Origin of the sequence: Acinetobacter sp. 5862 (assembly GCF_024494585.1) — a bacterium.
Lineage (GTDB): Bacteria > Pseudomonadota > Gammaproteobacteria > Pseudomonadales > Moraxellaceae > Acinetobacter.
On record NZ_JANHGP010000064.1, the window covers coordinates 21,755 to 43,520 of the forward strand.

At 34.3% G+C, this 21,766-nt stretch carries 19 protein-coding genes; 17 read left to right on the plus strand and 2 right to left on the minus strand.

What is annotated here, in order from left to right; translation table 11 throughout:
- Positions 1 to 5 precede the first annotated feature (5 nt).
- Together NO346_RS12725 and NO346_RS12730 are read right to left on the minus strand one after the other, a co-directional pair.
- Positions 6 to 434, minus strand: coding sequence for a low molecular weight protein-tyrosine-phosphatase (locus NO346_RS12725; protein WP_256415395.1), 429 nt, complete (start codon positions 432 to 434; stop codon positions 6 to 8).
- A gap of 2 nt (positions 435 to 436) precedes the next feature.
- Positions 437 to 1,537, minus strand: a complete 1,101-nt coding sequence (locus NO346_RS12730; protein WP_256415396.1) for a polysaccharide biosynthesis/export family protein — start codon at positions 1,535 to 1,537, stop codon at positions 437 to 439.
- A gap of 345 nt (positions 1,538 to 1,882) precedes the next feature.
- Here NO346_RS12730 and tviB point away from each other — a divergent pair, with 345 nt between their 5' ends.
- From tviB to NO346_RS12815, 17 genes are all read left to right on the plus strand, one after another.
- Positions 1,883 to 3,157: a Vi polysaccharide biosynthesis UDP-N-acetylglucosamine C-6 dehydrogenase TviB gene (gene tviB / locus NO346_RS12735; RefSeq protein ID WP_256415397.1), complete on the plus strand. Its 1,275-nt coding sequence runs from the start codon at positions 1,883 to 1,885 to the stop codon at positions 3,155 to 3,157.
- 18 nt (positions 3,158 to 3,175) lie between these two features.
- Positions 3,176 to 4,210 (plus strand): NAD-dependent epimerase/dehydratase family protein, encoded by a 1,035-nt coding sequence (locus tag NO346_RS12740; protein WP_256415398.1) that lies wholly within the window; start codon positions 3,176 to 3,178, stop codon positions 4,208 to 4,210.
- A 5-nt stretch (positions 4,211 to 4,215) separates the two neighbouring features.
- Positions 4,216 to 5,670, plus strand: coding sequence for an oligosaccharide flippase family protein (locus NO346_RS12745; RefSeq protein WP_256415399.1), 1,455 nt, complete (start codon positions 4,216 to 4,218; stop codon positions 5,668 to 5,670).
- Positions 5,671 to 5,677: 7 nt separating this feature from the next.
- Positions 5,678 to 7,069, plus strand: coding sequence for a hypothetical protein (locus tag NO346_RS12750; RefSeq protein WP_256415400.1), 1,392 nt, complete (start codon positions 5,678 to 5,680; stop codon positions 7,067 to 7,069).
- Entirely contained in the window at positions 7,066 to 8,295 is a 1,230-nt protein-coding gene (locus tag NO346_RS12755; RefSeq protein WP_087544454.1) for a hypothetical protein, read from the plus strand. The genes NO346_RS12750 and NO346_RS12755 overlap by 4 nt, the downstream gene beginning before the upstream one ends.
- Entirely contained in the window at positions 8,296 to 9,462 is a 1,167-nt protein-coding gene (locus NO346_RS12760; RefSeq protein ID WP_087544455.1) for a glycosyltransferase, read from the plus strand.
- The gene (locus tag NO346_RS12765) at positions 9,463 to 10,599 is read left to right on the plus strand and encodes a glycosyltransferase (protein WP_256415401.1); all 1,137 of its coding nucleotides are present in this window, start codon (positions 9,463 to 9,465) and stop codon (positions 10,597 to 10,599) included. It begins immediately after the preceding gene.
- Positions 10,600 to 10,601: 2 nt separating this feature from the next.
- Complete coding sequence (locus tag NO346_RS12770) at positions 10,602 to 11,636, plus strand: polysaccharide biosynthesis protein (RefSeq protein WP_256415402.1); 1,035 nt, start codon at positions 10,602 to 10,604, stop codon at positions 11,634 to 11,636.
- Between the two features lies 1 nt (position 11,637).
- Positions 11,638 to 12,750, plus strand: coding sequence for an NAD-dependent epimerase/dehydratase family protein (locus NO346_RS12775; protein ID WP_256415403.1), 1,113 nt, complete (start codon positions 11,638 to 11,640; stop codon positions 12,748 to 12,750).
- Between the two features lie 13 nt (positions 12,751 to 12,763).
- Positions 12,764 to 13,894, plus strand: coding sequence for a non-hydrolyzing UDP-N-acetylglucosamine 2-epimerase (wecB, locus tag NO346_RS12780; protein ID WP_256415404.1), 1,131 nt, complete (start codon positions 12,764 to 12,766; stop codon positions 13,892 to 13,894).
- A gap of 3 nt (positions 13,895 to 13,897) precedes the next feature.
- Complete coding sequence (locus tag NO346_RS12785) at positions 13,898 to 15,115, plus strand: glycosyltransferase family 4 protein (RefSeq protein WP_256415405.1); 1,218 nt, start codon at positions 13,898 to 13,900, stop codon at positions 15,113 to 15,115.
- Positions 15,108 to 15,722, plus strand: a complete 615-nt coding sequence (locus tag NO346_RS12790; RefSeq protein WP_256415406.1) for a sugar transferase — start codon at positions 15,108 to 15,110, stop codon at positions 15,720 to 15,722. Before NO346_RS12785 ends, NO346_RS12790 begins: the two co-directional genes overlap by 8 nt.
- Positions 15,712 to 16,371: a NeuD/PglB/VioB family sugar acetyltransferase gene (locus NO346_RS12795; RefSeq protein WP_256415407.1), complete on the plus strand. Its 660-nt coding sequence runs from the start codon at positions 15,712 to 15,714 to the stop codon at positions 16,369 to 16,371. Before NO346_RS12790 ends, NO346_RS12795 begins: the two co-directional genes overlap by 11 nt.
- 30 nt (positions 16,372 to 16,401) lie before the next feature.
- Positions 16,402 to 17,577 carry a DegT/DnrJ/EryC1/StrS aminotransferase family protein gene (locus NO346_RS12800; RefSeq protein ID WP_256415408.1) on the plus strand — a complete coding sequence of 392 codons (1,176 nt, stop codon included), beginning with the start codon at positions 16,402 to 16,404 and terminating at the stop codon, positions 17,575 to 17,577.
- 149 nt (positions 17,578 to 17,726) lie between these two features.
- The gene (locus NO346_RS12805) at positions 17,727 to 19,601 is read left to right on the plus strand and encodes a nucleoside-diphosphate sugar epimerase/dehydratase (protein ID WP_256415409.1); all 1,875 of its coding nucleotides are present in this window, start codon (positions 17,727 to 17,729) and stop codon (positions 19,599 to 19,601) included.
- Positions 19,602 to 19,612: 11 nt separating this feature from the next.
- Positions 19,613 to 20,488 carry a UTP--glucose-1-phosphate uridylyltransferase GalU gene (gene galU, locus NO346_RS12810; RefSeq protein ID WP_256415410.1) on the plus strand — a complete coding sequence of 292 codons (876 nt, stop codon included), beginning with the start codon at positions 19,613 to 19,615 and terminating at the stop codon, positions 20,486 to 20,488.
- 16 nt (positions 20,489 to 20,504) lie between these two features.
- On the plus strand, positions 20,505 to 21,764 hold the full coding sequence (locus NO346_RS12815) for a nucleotide sugar dehydrogenase (RefSeq protein ID WP_256415411.1): 1,260 nt from the start codon (positions 20,505 to 20,507) through the stop codon (positions 21,762 to 21,764).
- Positions 21,765 to 21,766 lie beyond the last annotated feature (2 nt).

Here is a 21,766-nt window from a genome sequence, read left to right on the forward strand (position 1 = left end):
AAAAGTTAAATATAATTTTTCCAATCAGTGACACACTGTTGAATAAGCTGACATGTCTCATCGAAAAAGGCCTGATCATGCTGATATGGGTCTGGCACATTTTTATTTTGCCAATGGCCTAAGCGGAAAACTTTTCCTTTAGCAAAAGGCCAAGTTTGTTCAATATGAGCTTGCTGATTTTTGCTCATAACGAGAATTAAATCCGCTTTTTTTAAATGTTCAGCATTTAATTTCTTAGCGATATGCCCACTCATATCAATACTTAAATGTTGCATACATAATTGTGCTTTGTCATCGGCAGGGTGACCTGAAAGTCCAGAAATACCAGCTGATTCTATTGATAGATGAGGGTAATCCTGTTTTAGTAGGTATTCTGCCATAGGGCTACGACAAATATTACCAACGCAAACCACTAAAATACTTCGAATCTGCATGATTACTTACCTAGCTGATCAAAGCTATAAAGTGCACTCGAGAACGGTACAATCTGGTTCATAACACGTTGCCAGCGAGTTAAGCCTGTTGCATCAATATATACAATATCATTACTACGCAAATGGAATTGATTTGCCAACCCAAAGTCACCAAGGCTCATTAAATTCAAATGATAAAGTTCAGTTCGTCGATCATTTGCGTTAGTGCGTAATACATAAATTCGGCTAGCACTTGCGGATAAAGGATTCAAACCTAAACCTTCACCTAGAGCATCGCTCAAAGTCATGCCCTGATCGCGCATTGGCAGAGCTTGGTTTTTACCAGACTCACCCATAATATATATTTTCTGATTGTCTTTAGTACTTACATAAATTGTATCGTTTGGTTGAATTAAAAGTTTGTGTAGCGAATAGCCTGCTTTTTCTAATTCAAGTGTATTGAGATTATAAGTAGTACCATTACGTACTAATTGTATATAAGTATTATCACCTAATTCAGATACACCACCAGCCATACCAAGAGCCGTATATAAATTGATAGGTTGGTCATTTAAATAAAATTGACCACCTTTTCTTACACTTCCTTGTACAGAGTAACGTTGCCCTTGATAGTTTAAGACTCTGACAATTACGTCAGGGGTTTTTAAATAATGAGCAAATTGATTTCGTAATTCTGAATTTAATTGACTTAACGTTTTACCAGATGCCTTGTATCGACCGACTAAGGGCAATTGGATGAATCCATTATAATCAATAGGGTATCCATTGGCTTGAATCGATTGATCATTCGACAGATTGTTTACAGGTGGAGTGATTTCAGGGTATGCCCAAAGTTGAATGGATAAAACATCACCAGGACTTAAACGATAAACACGCTGTGGTTGATTAAATAAAGAAGTATAGTTTTGTTGGTAGTTTAACTGGGTTGGTTTTATAGACTCTAAAGTATCTTGTGTAATTTTTATCACACTTACAGTTGTCCCAAGATCAGTCTTATAAACTCCCTCACTTGGAATGTCGTACGTTTGAAGACCAGAAGTGACAGCACATCCAACAGCACTTAAGCTAATTGCAAGGATGGAAAATAATTGATAATGCTTCACAATTTACCCTTGAATATTTATAAAATTTATATCAGCTTAGACACAAACATCTGTGTTTAGACTTAGAATTTTGCTTATTCTAGCTCAAAAAACCTAAAAAATCACCGACAAATCCGTTGGCTTTGTATGCTAAGTTTATCTCATAAAAAGTAACAGATTTGTTAATTATTGATAATATTGCATTTTAGTAAAATTTATGAATAAATCAGCTTAAAAGAAAAATACGTTATACAATTTCGTTATAGTGTATAGCAAAACTCTGCTATATTGTGCGCAGAAAAATTGATGGTTTTTATGTCTTTCATTTAAGTTTTTAAATATATTTTAGGGATTAAGGCTAATTTTATGAAACTTGCCGAATTAAAAATAGCAATTATTGGTTTGGGTTATGTAGGTTTACCGTTAGCCGTAGAGTTTGGAAAAAAGGTATCCGTTGTTGGCTTCGATATTTCGAGCAAACGAATTGAAGAACTAAAAAATGGGCAAGACCATACTCTTGAAGTCTCTCCAATTGAATTACAACAAGCCGTTCAATTATCATTTACTTGCGATTTAGAAAAATTAAAAGAATGTAACTTTTTCATTGTCACTGTTCCAACCCCTATTGATGATTACAAGCAACCGGATTTAACGCCGTTAATTAAAGCATCGACAAGCATTGGTCAAATTCTGAAAAAAGGTGATATCGTCGTTTATGAATCGACGGTTTACCCCGGTGCTACAGAAGAAGTCTGTATTCCTGTTCTAGAAAAGGTATCAGGTTTAGAATTTAATACAGATTTTTTTGCAGGTTACAGCCCAGAGCGGATTAACCCTGGTGATAAGCTTCATAGAGTAACCAATATTTTAAAAATCACCTCAGGTTCTACTCCAGAGGTAGCTGAGTTTATTGATGAAATTTATAATTTAATTATTGAGGCTGGAACTCATAAAGCTTCAACGATTAAAGTGGCTGAAGCTGCTAAAGTAATTGAAAATACCCAACGTGACGTTAATATCGCTTTAATTAATGAGTTGGCATTGATTTTTAATAAGATGGGTATCGATACTGAAGATGTTCTGAAAGCCGCTGGTACGAAATGGAACTTCTTGCCATTCCGTCCTGGTCTGGTTGGTGGTCATTGTATCGGTGTTGATCCATATTATTTAACGCATAAAGCCCAGTCTATTGGCTATCATCCAGAAATTATTTTAGCTGGCCGTCGATTAAATGACAGTATGGGAGCTTATGTTGTTACTCAACTTGTTAAGAAAATGATTAAGAAGAAGATTCAAGTTGAAGGTGCTAAAGTTTTATTATTGGGATTAAGTTTTAAAGAAAATTGTCCTGATATTAGAAATACTAAAATTATTGATATTGTGAAAGAACTTGAAGAATATCACATAGAGGTTGATGTTTATGATCCTTGGGTTGATTCAGCAGAAGCAGAGCATGAGTACAATATTCGACCTATAAATGCCCCTAACTCAGCAGAGTATGATGGCATAATTTTAGCTGTTGCCCATGAGCAATTTAAACAAATGGGGGCTAAAGAAATACGAAAGTTCGGTAAAGCTGAGCATGTCTTATATGATCTGAAATATGTACTCACACAGCAAGAATCTGATATTCGTTTATAATTTTATTGGGGTAACGTTATGACTCAATTTGTTCAAGTATGTGAAGAATTAAAAAATAATCCTAAAACATGGTTGATTACGGGTGTTGCTGGTTTTATTGGATCCAACCTTTTAGAAACATTATTATTACTCGATCAAAAAGTAATTGGTTTAGATAATTTTGCGACTGGTTTTCAACATAATTTAGATGAAGTCCAAAGTTTAGTATCAGAACAGCAATGGAAGAATTTTACCTTTTTTGAGGGTGATATTCGTTTATTAGAAGATTGTCAAAAAGTATGTGCTACTGTTGACTATGTATTACACCAAGCTGCTTTAGGGTCTGTACCACGATCAATTGCAGATCCTATTATGACAAATAGTGCTAATATTACAGGTTTCTTGAATATGTTGGTTGCTGCTCGAGATGCTAATGTAAAAAGCTTTACATATGCAGCGAGTAGCTCGACTTATGGAGATCATCCTGCGCTACCTAAAGTAGAGGAAAACATCGGTAAGCCTTTGTCGCCGTATGCAGTTACTAAGTATGTGAATGAGCTTTACGCAGATGTTTTTGCGAAGACGTATGGTTTTCAAACTATAGGCTTACGTTATTTTAATGTCTTTGGTAAACGTCAAAATCCAAATGGTGCTTATGCTGCAGTGATTCCTAAATGGACCTCGGCGATGATCCAAAATCAAGATGTTACTATTAATGGTGATGGTGAAACTAGTCGAGATTTTTGTTATATAAAAAATGCAATACAGGCTAATATTTTGGCTGCAACAACTGAAAATGCGGATGCTAAAAATCAAGTCTATAATGTCGCTGTTGGTGATAGAACAACACTAAATGATTTATTTAAAGCTATTCGTGAAGAGCTAAATGAAAATAATGTTGTTTATAATAAAGATGCATTATACAAAGATTTTAGAGCTGGTGATGTAAGACACTCGCAAGCTGATGTAAGTAAAATAAATAAAAACTTGAGTTACGATGGGCAATACAATGTACTTCAAGGGATTAAAGAAGCAATGCCTTGGTATGTTACATTCAATAATAAGGTTTCCTAATAATAATGACCATAGAAAGACCTGATGCTGACTTATTGAATAGCAGAACAAAGCAATCTGTAAAGTGGGCATATGCTTTGTTGATATTGAAGCATGCAGTTACTTTTTTAACAATGATGATAGTTGCTAGAACTGTTTCACCGCATGAAACAGGTTTAGCAAATATCATGGTCACATTTATATCATTTCTAGTGCTATTAGATTTAGGTGTTAGTTGGATTACTGTTCAAGAAGAGACCATCACAGAAAAAATTGTGAGTAACTTTTTTTGGATTGGTGCTGCTGTTGGTAGTGCTATATACCTTATATGCGTACTACTAAGTGGATATATTTCAAAACTTTATGGTTATCCTGAGTTAAAGCTGATCATTATAATTGGTGCATTAAGTCCTTTTTTTAATAGTTTAAGTACACAATTTGCAAGCGTACTTAAAAGAAAAATGTTGCAAAAGAAAAACAATATTATAGATACAGCTGCTTTTGTTCTATCGAGCTTATTGTCAATAGCTCTAGCTTTAAATGGTGCTGGTTATTGGGCTATTATATCTCAATTGGTTTTTTTTCAGTTTTTAAGGCTCATTCTTTTAATAAAAAATAAAGAATTTAAATTGATGAAACCATCCATAAACATGGATGTACTGAAATTGTATTTCAAGGGGTTGAGTAGTTCGCTGAATAACTATATAACTTTCTTTCAATTATATGGAGGAACACTTTTAATTAGTTATTTTTATTCTCCAGAAAAACTTGCATACTATTTAAAAGCAAGTGGTTTGAAAAGTTTACCAACGACTTATATCTGTATGGTTTTGACAGACATAATGATATCTAGCCTTGCAGCTATTAATATTAATAAAAATAAAGAAGAGTTTGAAAAAAAATATCATATGGCTTTATTTAAAGTGGCTTTAATAGCATGTCCTTTAAGTGCATTTCTTTTTCCACTATCAAGTGAAGCTGTTATGTTTTTTTATGGGAAAAATTGGAGTTCATCTGTTGTTTTGCTAGAGTGGATGAGTATTGTTGGGGTGATGCTTCCTTTATCGACAAGTGTGATATGGCTCTATATTTCTACTGGGAATTATAAACATCAATTAAATATTAATGTTTTAATTACACTTTTGTCATTAATTATATATTCTTTTGTGTTTGTTTTTTTTAGAAGTTTTGAAAATATAATTGCTTCTGAAATAATAATATATGCATTTATTATACCAGTTCTAACCTTGATTCACTCACATAAATTGTTAAATATTAGCCTAATAAAAACTGTTGGAATTTATACTCCTATATTGGTGTCCAGTGTAATTTCTTCAATTTTAATTAAATTTTTATTGTCCTTTAATTTTGATTTTAATTATGTTGTGGTTTCGGTTTTTTCGGTTTTTTTGGGGCTATTTTTTTATGCATTGATGATATATCCTTTGTATCGGAAAACTTATTTGAGATTAATTTGGTGAGGTTTTAATGTCTAAGTTTTTTTGTATATACTCATCGATTATTTTGACTTTAAATAACTTCTTTTTTGATGAGAGATATATCTATTTGATTATCCTTCAAATAGTATTATTTATATTTTCTTTGAAGAGAATTAATGGTTTATTTTTATTGCTAAATCCTGGATTTTGGTTTGGTCTTACTTGGGGTTTGGCATTAATATCTTATTGTTTTTTAGATGCTTATGATTATGTTCCTGTTAAAAACATGGATATGCTAAGTTGGTTGTTTAATATTGTTATTTTTTCTAATTTTTTATTTTTTGTATTTAGTGTGTTTGTTAGAAAAAAAGAAGGTACTGATTTTTTTAATAATATTAAAAATACGGGTAGTGACCAGTTTTGTATGATTATAACAATAGTTGTTTTCTTGGGAGGGCTAATTAATTGGGTTGGAGTAGGTATGCCAATCGCATATGATGATCAGTTACGCCAAAACTGGTTAACTCAGATTCCCAGAGTAACGGCTATTACATGGTATCTGATTTTCCTAATTTTCCCTTTGGCATTTTACAAAGGATTAAAATTTTTTGATGAAGTAGGTCGTAAAAGAATCATAAACATATTATCTATCGCTGTGCCCTGTATATTATGGATGTTGTCTACAGGTGGGCGGCAATTTTTCGGGTTTGTAATATTATATTATATTATTGGATTAGCTGTGGGATTGATTTTACAATCTAATAAAACTGATTTCAAAATAATAGCTAAAAAATTCTTTGTTTCTATTTTTCTAATAGTTTTTAGTTTTGGATTAATGGCATCATTAACTACAGCGGCTCGATTAGAGCAACAAAATTCTGAAAATACAAAAATGTTTGAGACTAATAAAATCTTAAGTATTTATGGTTATTTTATATACTATATGGGGGGGACTATTATGACTACCCAAGCATATGGCACTCCTACTCTTAGAGATAATAAGGCTGTTGGAATAGTTTCTTTTAACGGTGTGTTGGATATATTTGGTCCTCTATCACTATATAATGTATTTGGTGTTGAGCGAGTAACATATAAAGATACAAATCCAGAAAGAGACTGGGCTGCTTCTGGTCAGGAATTGGCATTTGGCACTAGAAACGTTTTTTATGACTTGTATGCTGATTTTGGTAAGGAAAATACTTATTTTGTGGTTTTTATATTGATCCTTTTTTCCCAGTGTTTATATATATATGTTGTAAAAAATAATAAGAGAGTAGGTTTTATTTCTTTTAGTATATTTATTTTTTTTGTGATTTATTGGATTTATAGTCAGCAGTTATCTTTATTAATGCATACTCAACTAAAGTGGACTATATATTCATTTGCATTATGGTACTTTTCTTATAAGTTTTTTAAAGGAATTGTGAGGTCTCAAAAGTGAATACACCAAAAATACTGATTATTAATGGTGAGCCATTCAATGATATCACTGCGACAGGAATAACACTAACGAAATTATTCAAAGATTACGGTGAAGATAATATTTTGTATATATATAGTGCAAATATCGCTATCAGTGAAGAAATAGATACAAAATATTTAAAGCTATCAAATAAGGATTTATTTAAAAAACAGAATTTATCATTTAATAAAGTGAGTAAAAAACTAAAAATAGATAAGTCATCTTCAAATGAAGTTGAAATTAGTGAGTATAAAAAGAAAATATCGGGAGCATTCGATCTATTCACATATTCTATATCGGAACATACGATAGAAGAAATACGAAATTTTAATCCTACCTTAATTTATAGTAATCTAGGGAGTAATCGTATAATTAATTTATGTAGCTCATTAGGGCGAGAGTTAAATATTCCGATTGTGCCGCATTTTTTGGATGATTGGCTTAGTATTCCCAATGTACATTCTTTTTCATTTATAAATTATTTATTATTCAGAAATATTAATAAAAATATTGTTAAATTGATCAGTAATTCTAAACATGGATTTTGTATTGGCCCAGAAATGAAGTCTGAATATGAAGAAAGATTTAAAATTAAATTTAGCTGTATGATGAATCCTGTGGAGAAAATCCTAGAGGGTAAAAAGTTATTAAGTTCAGATGTTAAAAAAATAGTTTTTATGGGTGGATTACATTTAGGTCGATTAGAAGCTCTTGTAGAGTTTCTAAAACAGTTGGAGAATGCAAATTTACCTTATGAAATTGAAATACATTTATATGTTGCTCCTAATTATCGAGGAAAAATTCTAGAATTTAATATTCAAGGGCTAAAGCTTATTATTCATGATTATATTAGTCCATTAGAAGTTGAGAGTGAACTTTTAAAATATGATGTAGGGCTACATTTAGAGTCTTTTGATGATAAATTCAAGAAATTTACAAGATTATCAATCTCAACAAAAATTCCTCAATATATGGGGTTAGGTTTACCAATTTTAGCTTATTCCCCCTTAGATGTTTCTTCTACTAAATATATTGATCTAAATCGTACTGGAGTGGTGGTTAATAATGATCTAGAGGATAAGATAAGATTGATTTTTGAACAATATGATTTCTTTTCTCATAATGCAGTTAATGTTGCTAGAAGAAGTCATAGTAGCGAACTACAGTTTCAGCAAATGTTATCTGTTTTTAATGAGGTTTCATAAATGTCTAGATTTTTTTACACAGGTGCATTCCGTTTTCCAAATAAAGATGCAGCGGCAGCTAGAGTTATTGGCAATGCTAAAGTTTTAGAAAAATTAGGACATGAGGTTGTTTTTTTAGGTTGGGAAGAAAGTTCAGAAAATAAAGTTATATATGATGGTTTTACTGGTTTTCCTCAAAATGAGTTTTCTTCGGGAAAGCGTGGAATTTTTAAAAGACTTTTTGATTTTATAGTTTTGGGTAATAAAACGATTACTTATATAAAAAAAAATGTGAAAGCAGGTGATTCAATTATAACTTATCATGGTGGAACATGGTTTTTAATGCAATTATGGTTGTATTGTAAATTAAAGAATGTAAATCTCTATTTCGATTGTACGGAATGGTATGATTATAACCATTTAGTAGGTGGGCTGTTTGGTCCTGTAAACTTAGACTTTCAAATAAGAATGCGGTTGGTTTATAAAGTGTTTATAACTAGAGGTATTGTTATAAGTCTATTTTTAAAAAATCTTTATAAAGATTCAATTGTAATTCCTCCTTTAATAGATTTAACAACAGATAAATGGAATTTTCCAATCTCCAACCGAAATCACAATTTTGATGAGAAAATTAATTTGGTTTATGCTGGAAATCCTGGTTCAAAGGATAAGTTAGATCAAATATTACAAGCAATTGTAAATTTTAATCAGGGCGATCACTTAAAAAAGATTTACTTACATTTTTTTGGTGTTGAAAGAGCAGTTCTAAAAAATCTTATACCTTTAGATATTTTTGATAATTCAAATAGATTTCTAATCTTTAACGATAGAATAAATCAAGAAGAAGTCCCAGAAAAATTGAGTTTATATGATTTTTCGATTTTTTTAAGACCAACTAAAAAATATGCTATGGCAGGCTTTCCTACAAAATTTGTCGAAAGTCTAGGTGCTGGTTGTCCAGTTATTACAAACTATACTTCAGATTTAGATTTGTATTTAAAGAATGGTTTTAATGGTTTTGTTGTGAAAGATTTAAATATTGAAAGTATTCTTGAAATTTTTAATACATTAGATTCACTTTCATTTGATAAATTGGATGAAATGAAAAAAAATGCTTATCAAACTGCTGAAAAGCATTTTCATTTTTCAAATTTTGAAAATCAGTTTAAACAGCTGTTGGGGCAGTAAATGAAAATCCTTTTTTATTACTTCCATGGTTCTGGTGGTGCAGTTGAAAATTTCTACCATTTATTACAGTCTTTCTGTCATATTAATAAAGATATTCAACTGATTATTTTATGTGATAAAGATTCAAAATTAAATAAACTAGGGTTAGAGAATAACGTTCAAATTATTCATACTAAAATTTATGTCTCACAAGAAGTTACTCGATTAGCATATAATTTATTCTTGTTAAGAAAAATCATTAAATTACACAATCCAGATGTTGTTTGGTCTTTAAATGTAGGTCCGTATTTTTCTACAGGTAAATTACAAGTTTTAAGTGTTAATAATGCATTTCAAGTATATCCATTAGAATTTTCTAAGTTCCATCCTAGTAGTAAATTTAAAGTATTACTATTGCGAAAGTTCTTTAGAATAGGTTTGTTTTTTTCGGATCTTGTTTTTACACAAACAGAACTTATGGCGTCTTATATTAAACAATATAATAAAAAGCAAGTTTCTGTTTATTCGAAGGCTGTGGATAAGAGTAAATTTATTTTAAATGGAAATTTAGTTAGAAATAATAATGAGTTAAATTTTCTGTATATTTCTACATTGTCTCCACATAAAAATCATATCATTTTGATTAAGCTCTTTGAAATTTTGAGTGAAATGTATACTAATAACCCTGAAAAATTTAATTCCAAGAAACCTATACTTAATATTTCAATATCTGTGGAGGAAGCAAATAGCCTTTATGCTAATGTTGAATACTTGGTTGAAAATGGTTTTATCAATTGTCTGGGGTGGGTAGATAATAATAAAATAAATTATTTGTATGAGTTTTGCGATATTTGCTTAATGCCAAGCTTTCTAGAGTGTTTAAGTTCTTCACATCTTGAAGCCTTTGCTTATTCAAAACCCCAAATAGTTGCTGATGTGCCTTATGCTCATGATTTATGTAAAAATGCAGCTTTATATGCAAATCCAAATGATGTAGATGATTGGATCAAATGTGTATTTAAATTGATCGATAATCCAGATTTGTGTGCTGATTTAGTTCAAAGAGGCAATGAAATTTTTGATCAATTCCCTATATCTTGGGATGAAATTGCACAATCAATTTTTGATGAATTTTTAATTTACTTGAAGAGAGTTTAACAATGTTTAAAGGGAAAACCTTACTAATCACAGGTGGTACTGGATCATTCGGGAATGCAGTTTTAAAGCGCTTTTTAGAAACTGATATAAAAGAAATTCGAATCTTTAGCCGAGATGAAAAAAAGCAAGATGATATGCGTAAAAAGTATCAATCATCGAAGTTAAAATTCTATATTGGTGATGTACGAGATTATAACAGTATTTTAAATGCTACTCGTGGCGTGGACTATATTTATCATGCTGCTGCGTTAAAACAAGTACCTTCTTGTGAATTCCATCCAATGGAAGCTGTTAAAACAAACGTAATTGGTACAGAAAATGTACTTGAAGCGGCGATTCAAAATCATGTTAAACGAATTGTCTGCTTGAGCACTGATAAAGCAGTCTATCCAATCAATGCAATGGGCATTTCCAAAGCAATGATGGAAAAAGTTATCGTAGCTAAGTCTCGTAACTTAGAGGGGCTAGATACAGTTATTAGCTGTACTCGATATGGTAACGTAATGGCATCACGTGGTTCTGTAATTCCTTTATTTGTTGATCAAATTCGTCAAAATAAGCCGCTAACAATCACTGATCCGAATATGACTCGTTTTATGATGACGTTGGAAGATGCGGTCGATTTAGTCTTATATGCTTTCGAGCATGGTGAAAATGGTGATATTTTTGTTCAAAAAGCACCAGCAGCAACGATTGAGGTGCTAGCAAAGGCTTTAAGAGAATTACTCAATGTTGACGAGTACCCAATTTCCATCATGGGAACTCGTCATGGTGAGAAAGCATTTGAAGCATTGTTGAGCCGTGAGGAAATGGCTGTAGCAATTGATCAAGGTGAGTATTTCCGAGTACCAGCCGATCAACGTGATCTTAATTATGAAAAATATATTGAGAATGGTGATTTAAAAATTACTGAACTCGAAGATTATAATTCGCATAATACCGAGCGATTAGATGTAGAAGGCATGAAGAAACTGTTACTTAAGTTAGAGTTTATTCGTGCACTTACACAAGGACAATATGTAGATCCAGAGGCTTAATATGAAGGTTTTGGTAACAGGTTCAAATGGTTTTATTGCTAAAAATTTGATTCAGTTTTTATCTGAAAAAACCCAAGTTGAAGTTTTAAAAGTTCATCGAGAATCATCTGAGCAAGAACTAAAAGACTCTATTTTAGCTGCTGATTGGATTGTTCATTTAGCAGGCGTTAATCGTCCATTAAATGAAAGTGAATTTATTGATGGTAACGTTACGCTCACAGAGACAATAGCCCAAATACTCAGAGCAGAACACAAATTAACACCGATTATCTTATCGTCATCTATTCAAGCTGATCGGGATAACGCTTATGGGAAAAGTAAGCTTGGTGGTGAGCAAGCTCTTGCGAAATTACATGCAGAACAAGGAAATCCAGTTTACATTTGCCGTTTAGCCAACGTCTTTGGTAAGTGGTCTCGTCCAAATTATAATTCTGCTGTTGCAACCTTTTGCCATAATGTGGCAAATGATTTGCCACTTCACATCAATGATGCAAATGCCCTTATTCGATTAGTCTATGTTGATGATGTCGTTGAGACCTTTTGGAACATGATCAATGGCTCAGTGAGCGTTGATCAGACTTTCCAAATCCAGCCTGAATATCAAATTACTGTTGGTGATTTAGCTGAAACTTTAAATGGTTTTAAAGCATCGAGAGATACGTTAATTACTGATCGAGTCGGAACAGGTTTAACGCGAGCTTTATATTCAACTTACTTAAGCTTTTTAAGACCTGAGCAGTTTGATTATAGCGTGCCTAAATATGGTGATGCGCGTGGTGTTTTTGTTGAAATGTTAAAGACACCTGATGCTGGTCAGTTTTCATATTTTACTGCACATCCGGGCATTACTCGCGGCGGACATTATCATCATACCAAGACTGAAAAATTCCTTGTAATTAAAGGTAAAGCCTTATTTAAATTTAAGCATGTAGTTTCAGGTGAATTTTATCAACTCGAAACGCATGGGGATGAGCCAAGAATTGTTGAGACAGTACCAGGATGGACACATGACATTACCAATATTGGTGATGATGAAATGGTCGTGATGCTATGGGCAAATGAGATTTTTGATCGTAGTAAGCCTGATACTTATGCAATGCCGATAACAGATTAAGAGTTGAATTGTTGTGAAAAAATTAAAGTTAATGACCGTCGTAGGTACGCGTCCTGAAATTATTCGTTTGTCTCGAGTGATGGCAGCATGTGATCAATATTTTGATCATGTTTTGGTACATACAGGGCAAAATTATGATTATGAATTGAATGAAATCTTTTTTACAGATTTAGGAATTCGCAAACCTGATCATTTTTTAAATGCTGCAGGTGGAACAGGTGCCGAAACGATTGGTAATGTGATTATTACCGTTGATAAGATTTTGGACGAAGTACAACCAGAAGCATTGCTGGTTCTTGGCGATACTAATAGTTGTATGGCTGTACTACCTGCCAAACGTCGTAAAATTCCAACATTCCATATGGAAGCAGGTAATCGCTGTTTTGATATGCGTGTTCCAGAAGAAATCAATCGTCGAATCGTAGATCATACTGCGGATATCAACTTGACTTATAGTACGATTGCTCGAGATTACTTATTAGCGGAAGGGTTGCCTGCTGATTTAGTCATCAAAACAGGTAGTCCGATGTTTGAGGTACTGAATCATTATAAAGCGAAGATTGAAGCATCAGATGTTCTTGAGCGTTTGGGTTTGAAAGAACAGCAGTACTTTATTGTGAGTGCGCATCGCGAAGAGAATATTAACTCTGATCAGAATTTCTTAGATCTTGTGGAAATGTTAAATGCAGTCGCTGAAAAGTATCAATTCCCTGTAATTGTTTCTACACATCCAAGAACACGTAAGCGTATTGAACAACTTAATATTGAGTTTCATCCATTGGTTCAATTATTAAAGCCACTTGGTTTTAGTGACTATAATAAACTTCAGCTTTCCGCTAAAGCAGCTTTATCTGATAGTGGTACCATCAATGAAGAATCTTCGATTTTGAATTTCCCTGCATTGAATTTACGTCAAGCACATGAGCGTCCAGAAGGCATGGAAGAAGCCGCTGTGATGATGGTGGGATTAAAAGATGAACGGATTCTACAAGGTCTGGAGATTTTAGAATCTCAAGCACGTGGAGATGAGCGTTTATTACGCTTGGTGGCAGACTATAGTATGCCAAATGTAAGTGATAAGGTCGTTCGTATCATCATGAGCTATACCGATTATGTTAATCGCGTGGTATGGAAAAAATATTAAGTAATGAAAATTCTTCTTTTAACGCAATGGTTTGATCCTGAGCCTACTTTTAAAGGTTTAGCATTTGCTAGGGAGCTACAACGACAAGGTCATCAAGTACAAGTTCTAACAGGGTTTCCAAACTATCCTGGAGGAAAAATTTATGATGGTTATAAATTGAAATTGTACCAACGTGAACAAATTGATGGAATTTCGGTTTTACGAGTTGCATTATTTCCTGATCATGGTAGCTCTGCGTTAAAAAGGATTTTAAATTATATTAGTTTTGCTTTTATGGCATTGCTTTTCGGTATTTTTGCAACTAAAAAAGCGGATGTTATTTATGCTTATCATCCGCCGTTAACAGTTGGTTTAGCTGCAATTTTCATTAAATTATTTAGAAGAATCCCTATTGTATATGATATTCAGGATATGTGGCCTGATACGCTTAAAGCAACGGGAATGCTCAACAATCAGAAAATATTGAATATTGTAGGTCACGTATGCCAGTTAGTTTACTCTTATGTTGACCATATTGTGGTTTTATGCCCTGGATTTAAAAAGTTATTAATTGAAAGAGGCGTATCAGAAGATAAAGTCAGTGTAATTTACAATTGGTGTGATGAAAACAGTTTGACACAAGCAGAACCAATCAAAGTTGATTATCAGAATTTATTGAAGGATCGTTTCAATATTATATTCGCTGGCAATATGGGTAAAGCCCAATCATTAGATACGATTTTGGATGTTGCAAAAGAATTAAAATTAGAATCAAAAATACAATTTGTTTTTGTGGGTGCGGGAACTGAAACCGATCGACTTAAACAAAGGGCAATTCATGAAAGTATTGAAAATATAGTTTTCATTCCTAGATTGCCAATGTCTGAAGTTGGTGGTGTCTTGGATTATGCAGATGTGCTATTGGTTCATCTTAAGCGCGATCCACTTTTTGAAATTACAGTACCATCTAAAACACAAGCCTATATGGCAATAGGCAAGCCACTATTAATGGCTGTATCTGGAGATGCAGCAGATCTTGTACAAGAAGCTCAATGTGGTCGTATAGCAAGATCTGAGGATGTTGATAATATTAAAACTGCTATTCTGGAAATATATCATTTACCTACTGATGGACAACATCAATTAGGTTTGAATGCTAAGCAGTTTTATGATGAAAAATTATCTTTAAGTTATGGGACACAGCAATTTATTGAAATTTTCAAAAGGGTGAAAGATGCTTAAACGTTTACTTGATATTGTGATTGCATCAATTGCATTGGTAATTCTATCTCCTTTATACATTTTTGTAGCTTATAAAGTGAAAAAAAATCTAGGCTCCCCAGTTCTTTTCCGTCAGGTACGTCCAGGTTTGCATGGTAAACCTTTTGAAATGATTAAATTTCGCACCATGAAAGACGCACTGGATGAACAGGGCAATCCATTACCAGATAGTGAGCGTTTAACACCTTTTGGAAAAATGTTACGTTCGACCAGTCTGGATGAAATGCCTGAGCTTTGGAATGTAATTAAAGGAGATATGAGTGTTGTAGGTCCACGTCCGTTACTGATTGAATATCTACCTTTATACAATAAAGAACAAGCCAAACGTCATGATGTACGTCCAGGTATGACAGGGTATGCACAAGTCAATGGTCGTAATGCTATTGGCTGGGATGAGAAATTCAAACTTGATACTTGGTATGTAGAAAATCAATCAGTTTGGTTAGACTTCAAAATTATGCTTAAAACCGTTAAAAAGGTGATTGCTAAGGATGATATTAATGAAGCTGGTGAAGCAACAATGACAAAATTTACTGGTTCAAGCTTGGGAAAAAGTGATGAACGGTAGTATTTTCGCAATTTATGGTGCCTCTGGTTGCGGTCGTAGCTTGATGCCTATAGCTCGGCAACATTTGCAACGTTTGGGTATTCAAGCAGATATTTATTTTATCGATGATAGTTTACAAGATTCTCAATTAGTTAATGGTCATTTGGCTGTAAACTACCAAGCTTTCAAGGCATTACCTTTCTCCAATAAATATGTACTTATTGCGATTGCAAATAGCCATATAAGAGAAAAAATTGCAAATCAGCTATCTATTGATAGCATTAACTTATGGTCAGTTCATGCTGATAATACTGTATTTATGGATCAGGTTAAAATTGGAGATGGTGCCGCATTAAGTCCTTTTGTTACGATTGCATCAAATATTAAAATTGGAAAATGCTTTCATGCAAATCTGTATAGCTATGTTGAACATGATTGCATTATTGGTGACTTCGTAACGTTTGCACCAGGTGTTAAATGCAATGGGAACATTCATATCGAAGACCATGCTTATATCGGTACTGGTGCTGTCATTAAGCAAGGTACACCAGACAAGCCTTTAGTAATTGGAAAAGGTGCGGTGATTGGTATGGGCGCAGTCGTTACAAAAAGTATTCCGGCTGGTGTCACAGTGGTTGGAAATCCTGCACGAATTTTAGAGAAAAAATAGATTTTATCAGCAATATAGAGGGATGAGAGTATGTTAAACACAGCATTTGAACCATGGCCAAGCTTTACAGACAAAGAAGCAGATGCAGTTAAAAATATATTGCTTTCGAATAAAGTAAATTATTGGACAGGGCAAGAATGCCGTGAATTTGAAAAGGAGTTTGCATCGTTTTCTGGTACAAAATATGCCGTTGCTCTAGCAAACGGGACTGTTGCACTTGATGTTGCACTGAAAGCATTACAAATTGGTGCTGGTGATGATGTGATTGTAACTTCACGTACTTTCTTAGCTTCAGCAAGTTCGATTGTTACAGCTGGAGCGAATCCAATTTTTGCTGATGTTGAGTTAGATTCACAAAATATTTCAAGACGAACAATAGAGGCTGTATTAACACCAAATACGAAGGCGATCATTTGTGTTCATTTGGCTGGTTGGATGTGTGATATGGATCCAATTATGCAGTTAGCAGCTGAAAAGGGTTTATATGTCATAGAAGATTGTGCTCAAGCGCATGGTGCTAAGTATAAAGGCAAACCTGCGGGTTCTATCGGTCACATTGCTGCGTGGTCATTTTGTCAAGATAAAATTATGACTACGGGTGGTGAAGGTGGAATGGTTACCACTAATGATGAGAGCCTGTGGAAAAAAATGTGGTCTTATAAAGATCATGGCAAAAGCTACGATAGTGTCTACAATAAACAACATCCACCAGGATTTCGTTGGTTACACGATTCTTTTGGCACAAACTGGCGTATGATGGAAATGCAAGCTGTTATTGGTCGCATTCAACTCACTTATATGCCAGATTGGACGAAAAATAGGATAGAAAATGCAGATAAAATCTTAAAAGCATTTGATCATTCTAATTATTTTACTGTAAATCGACCAACAGATGATTATTTACATGCACAATATAAATGTTATGTGCAAGTTAATATAAATGCGTTACCAAGTGGTTGGTCTCGTGATCGGATCATGCAATTTATCAATACAGAAGGTGTACCATGTTATAGTGGTTCATGTTCTGAAGTGTATTTAGAGCATGCTTTTGATAATACGAATTGGCGACCGAAAGAACGTTTAAAAAATGCCCAGCAGCTTGGTGAAACTAGTCTTATGTTTTTAGTACATCCAACACTGAGCGAAGATAATATTAAGAAAACCGTTGATGCGATTGAAAAACTAAAGAAAGTTTTAGATCATTGATAAGAGAATAGGCGATAGAGCTTAAAGCAGGTAATCATAAATTAGCTTTTTGCTTTATCGTTGTATTATTAATGCAAGATCGTCATTTCAGCTTGTGGAAGAATTGCGTATAACGTGCGCATGCTTAGTGGGATAATTAGAAGATTATTGTGAAAAAGATTATTTATCAGCTTGCATCAGCACCAAGGCTAGCAAAACAGGCTCTATTGGTATTTTTAGACTTATTCGCATTTCCTGTGATTTTATGGTTGTGTTATGTCATTCGCTTATTTGATTTAGGAGCAGAAGTTGTACCTGGACTTAACCACGGTGTAATTTTAATCACATTTCTTTCAATTATTAGCTTATTGTTGACAGGCGTTTATCATTTTATTGTTCGAACATTTGATGAAGTCTTTATCATCAAACTGGCATTTGCTGTATGCAGTATGATGATAATACTGTATGGATTTAATGCATTTAGTCATGCATATATCCCGATGTCGATTCCATTTATGTTCGGCTTTATGATGTTTGCATGGATATGGTGCAGTCGAGCATTTATTCGTTTTATTGTGAAAGCAACCTTACACACTCATAGTGCTTGTAAAAGGGTAGTAATCTATGGTGCAGGTGATGCTGGTCAGCAAATCGCAGCAGCTTTACATCGCTCAGATGACCATACGCCAGTTTTCTTTATTGATGATAAAGTTTCATTACAAGATCAAATTGTAGGTGGCTTAAAAGTTTATTCTACTGCGAAAGCACTACGGAATTTTAAAAAATATAAGATAGATGAAATCTTACTTGCTTTACCTTCTGTGGGGCGTGTACGAAAAAGTGAAATTATTCAACAATTAGAACCAGCGTTTGTGAAAGTCACAGAACTGCCAGGGCTCACTAAACTTGTTGATGGTGATATTCGAGTTTCAGATATCCGTGAGGTTGATATTATTGACCTTTTAGGACGAGATCCTGTTCCACCTATTGCCCATTTATTGGCTAAAAATATTCAAAATAAAATTGTTATGGTGACAGGTGCTGGCGGATCGATTGGTTCAGAGCTTTGTCGACAAATCATAAAAAATCAACCTGAAATGCTGGTTTTATATGAATTAACTGAGTTTGCATTATATGATATTGATAAAGAGTTAAGGCAAACTGCCAGTTGCGACATTGTTCCCATTTTAGGGACTGTACAAGATCAACAAAAATTAGAACGTATCATCGAACAATATCATGTGCAAACAGTCTACCATGCCGCCGCTTATAAACATGTTCCATTGGTTGAGTGTAATCCAATTGCTGGATTAAAAAATAATGCAATTGGAACCGCAAATAGTTTAAATGCCGCTGTAAAAAAAGGCGTGGAAACCTTTGTATTGATTTCAACGGATAAAGCAGTTAGACCGACGAATGTCATGGGTGCATCGAAGCGGATGGCCGAGCTTTATTGTCAAGCCGTGGCTGAGACGAAACCAAATACTCAGATTAGCATTGTGCGTTTCGGAAATGTATTGGGTTCTTCTGGTTCGGTTGTACCTTTATTTAGACAGCAGATTGCAAAAGGTGGCCCAATTACGGTGACTCATCCTGATGTAACACGTTATTTTATGACGATTCCTGAAGCTTCTCAGTTAGTCATTCAAGCTGGGGCATTAGGTTCAGGTGGTGATGTATTCTTACTCGATATGGGTGAACCTGTTCGAATTCAGGATTTAGCACGACAAATGATCGCTTTAAGTGGTTTAAAAGTTCGAGAAGCAAATACAACGGATGGTGATATTGAAATCGCTTATAGTGGTTTACGTCCGGGAGAAAAACTTTACGAGGAATTACTCATCGATCAAGATAACACAGGTTATACTGAGCATACTCGTATTTTACGTTCTTTTGAAAAGCATTATCCGTTACAAGAGATTCAGTCTGTATTCAGTCGAATCAATCAAATGACTGCAGCAGATCATGATGTAGATTGGGCTTTAAGTCAGTTAGAATATTATGTTGATGGCTATAAACGTAGCGGCGAAGTACGAGTTAATTAAGAGAGTATTGTATGATCAAAAAAGCAATTTTACCCGTCGCAGGTTTAGGCACCCGTTTTTTACCAGCAAGTAAATCCATTCCAAAGGAAATGGTGACGGTAGTCGATCGTCCCGCAATTGAGTATGTGGTACGTGAGGCAGTTGAGGCAGGTATAGAACAAATTATTTTGGTCACTCATTCCTCAAAAGCTTCAATAGAAAACTATTTTGATCGTAATTTTGAGCTTGAAACAACTTTAGAGCAAAAAAAGAAATTTGATTTACTCAAGGAAATTACTGATATTTTACCTAAGCATGTGAGTGTGGTGAGTGTGCGCCAACCACAACCCCTAGGACTAGGTCATGCGGTATTGTGTGCGAAAGATATCGTGGGCGATGAAGCTTTTGCGGTGTTATTGCCTGATGTACTGGTCAAGAATCAAAGCTGTGATAATGATTTGTCACTCATGATTCAGCGTTTTGAACAGTCGAAAGCAGCACAAATCATGGTAGAAGCGGTGCCTGATCATCTAGTCGATCAATATGGTATTGTGGATGTTGCAGTTACACCGAACGAAGGTGAAAGTATTACGATGCAGGGAATTGTTGAAAAGCCTGCTGTCGGCACAGCTCCTTCAAATTTATCGGTGGTGGGACGTTATATTTTACCCGCTCAGATTATGGGTCTATTAGCAGATACACCCCGTGGGGCAGGGAATGAAATCCAACTCACGGATGCGATTGCGGCTTTACAGCAAACAGAAATAGTCGAAGCCTATCGTATGAAAGGGCAGACTTTTGACTGTGGCAGTAAGTTAGGTTATCTAAAGGCTGTATTGCACTATGGTATTGAACATCCAAAACTGGGTGAAGATTTTAAGGGCTTAATTCAAGAATTAGCTCTATAAGTTAGGGCAAATATTGATGAAAGTTGCAATCTTTGGCAATACATTATATGCGGGGGTAATGTCTGCATTATTGTCTGAATCTGGACATTTTGTATATTGGTGTTCCCACCTCAACCCAAATGAAAGTGGTCAGCAATATTCTTTTCATGATGAAAATGTCAGTCGCTTACTTGAAAAACAACTCAGTAGTGGATTTTTGATTTATCGTGATCTGGATGGTATTCCTTTAGACATTGATGCCTACTTATTTAGTTTTAATCAAACTCAAGAGCAGCAAGTTTTTCAACTGTTAGCATCACTCAAACAGCGTCCGATTATTCATCCTAAACTGATGATCAATGCATCCACCTTTGGTTTACATGGGACTGAGCATTTTCAACAAATCCTTTCTGAAGATGACTGGGTCTATTTACCAGATACCATCCAAGAGGGAAATGCGTTACAGAGTCTGACCCAAGCAAAGCAGTTGATTGTTGGATGTTCCCAAGCTGAAGTTCAAGTCAAAGTCAGAGAGCTTTTAAGACCGTTTTTTCCTTTGGAACAACAATATCTATTTATGCCAATTCTGGATGCTGAGTTTACCAAACTCAGTATCTCAGGCATGTTGGCAACACGGATCAGTTATATCAATGATTTGGCCGTGGTTGCTGAGAAACTTGGGATTGATATTGCATCAGTACGTCAGGGTATGGCAGCGGATAACCGTATTGGTTCAGCTTATTTATCTCCAGGCGCAGGTTTTGGTGGGGAAAATTTCTCTCATGATATTCTGACACTCTCTAATACAGTTGCAAATACAGGCGTGAAAAGCCAATTGCTTGCACAAGTATGGCAAATTAATGAGCAACAAAAAGAAATCTTGTTCCGTAAGTTTTGGAACTATTATCATGGGGATTTACAGGGAAAATCTGTTGCAATTTGGGGTGCTTCTTTTAAAGAAAATACCTCAAGTATTCAGCAATCACCTATTCACCAAATGCTTGCAGCACTCTGGGCGCAAGGGGTAACGGTTCATCTTCATGATCCTCAAGCTTTAGATGAAATAAAGCTAATGTATGGTCAACGTGACGATCTGATTCTTTGTGAAAATCAGTATGATGCGGTAAAAAATGTGCATGGTCTTTGTGTACTTACGGCTTGGAAACAATACTGGAGTCCAGAATTTAAGCAGCTTGAACAGTTGATGAGGCATCCTTTAATTTTGGATGGTCGCAATATTTATGATCCTGACTATGTCAAAGCACAAGGTTTTGCATATATGGGCGTGGGACGTTAAAG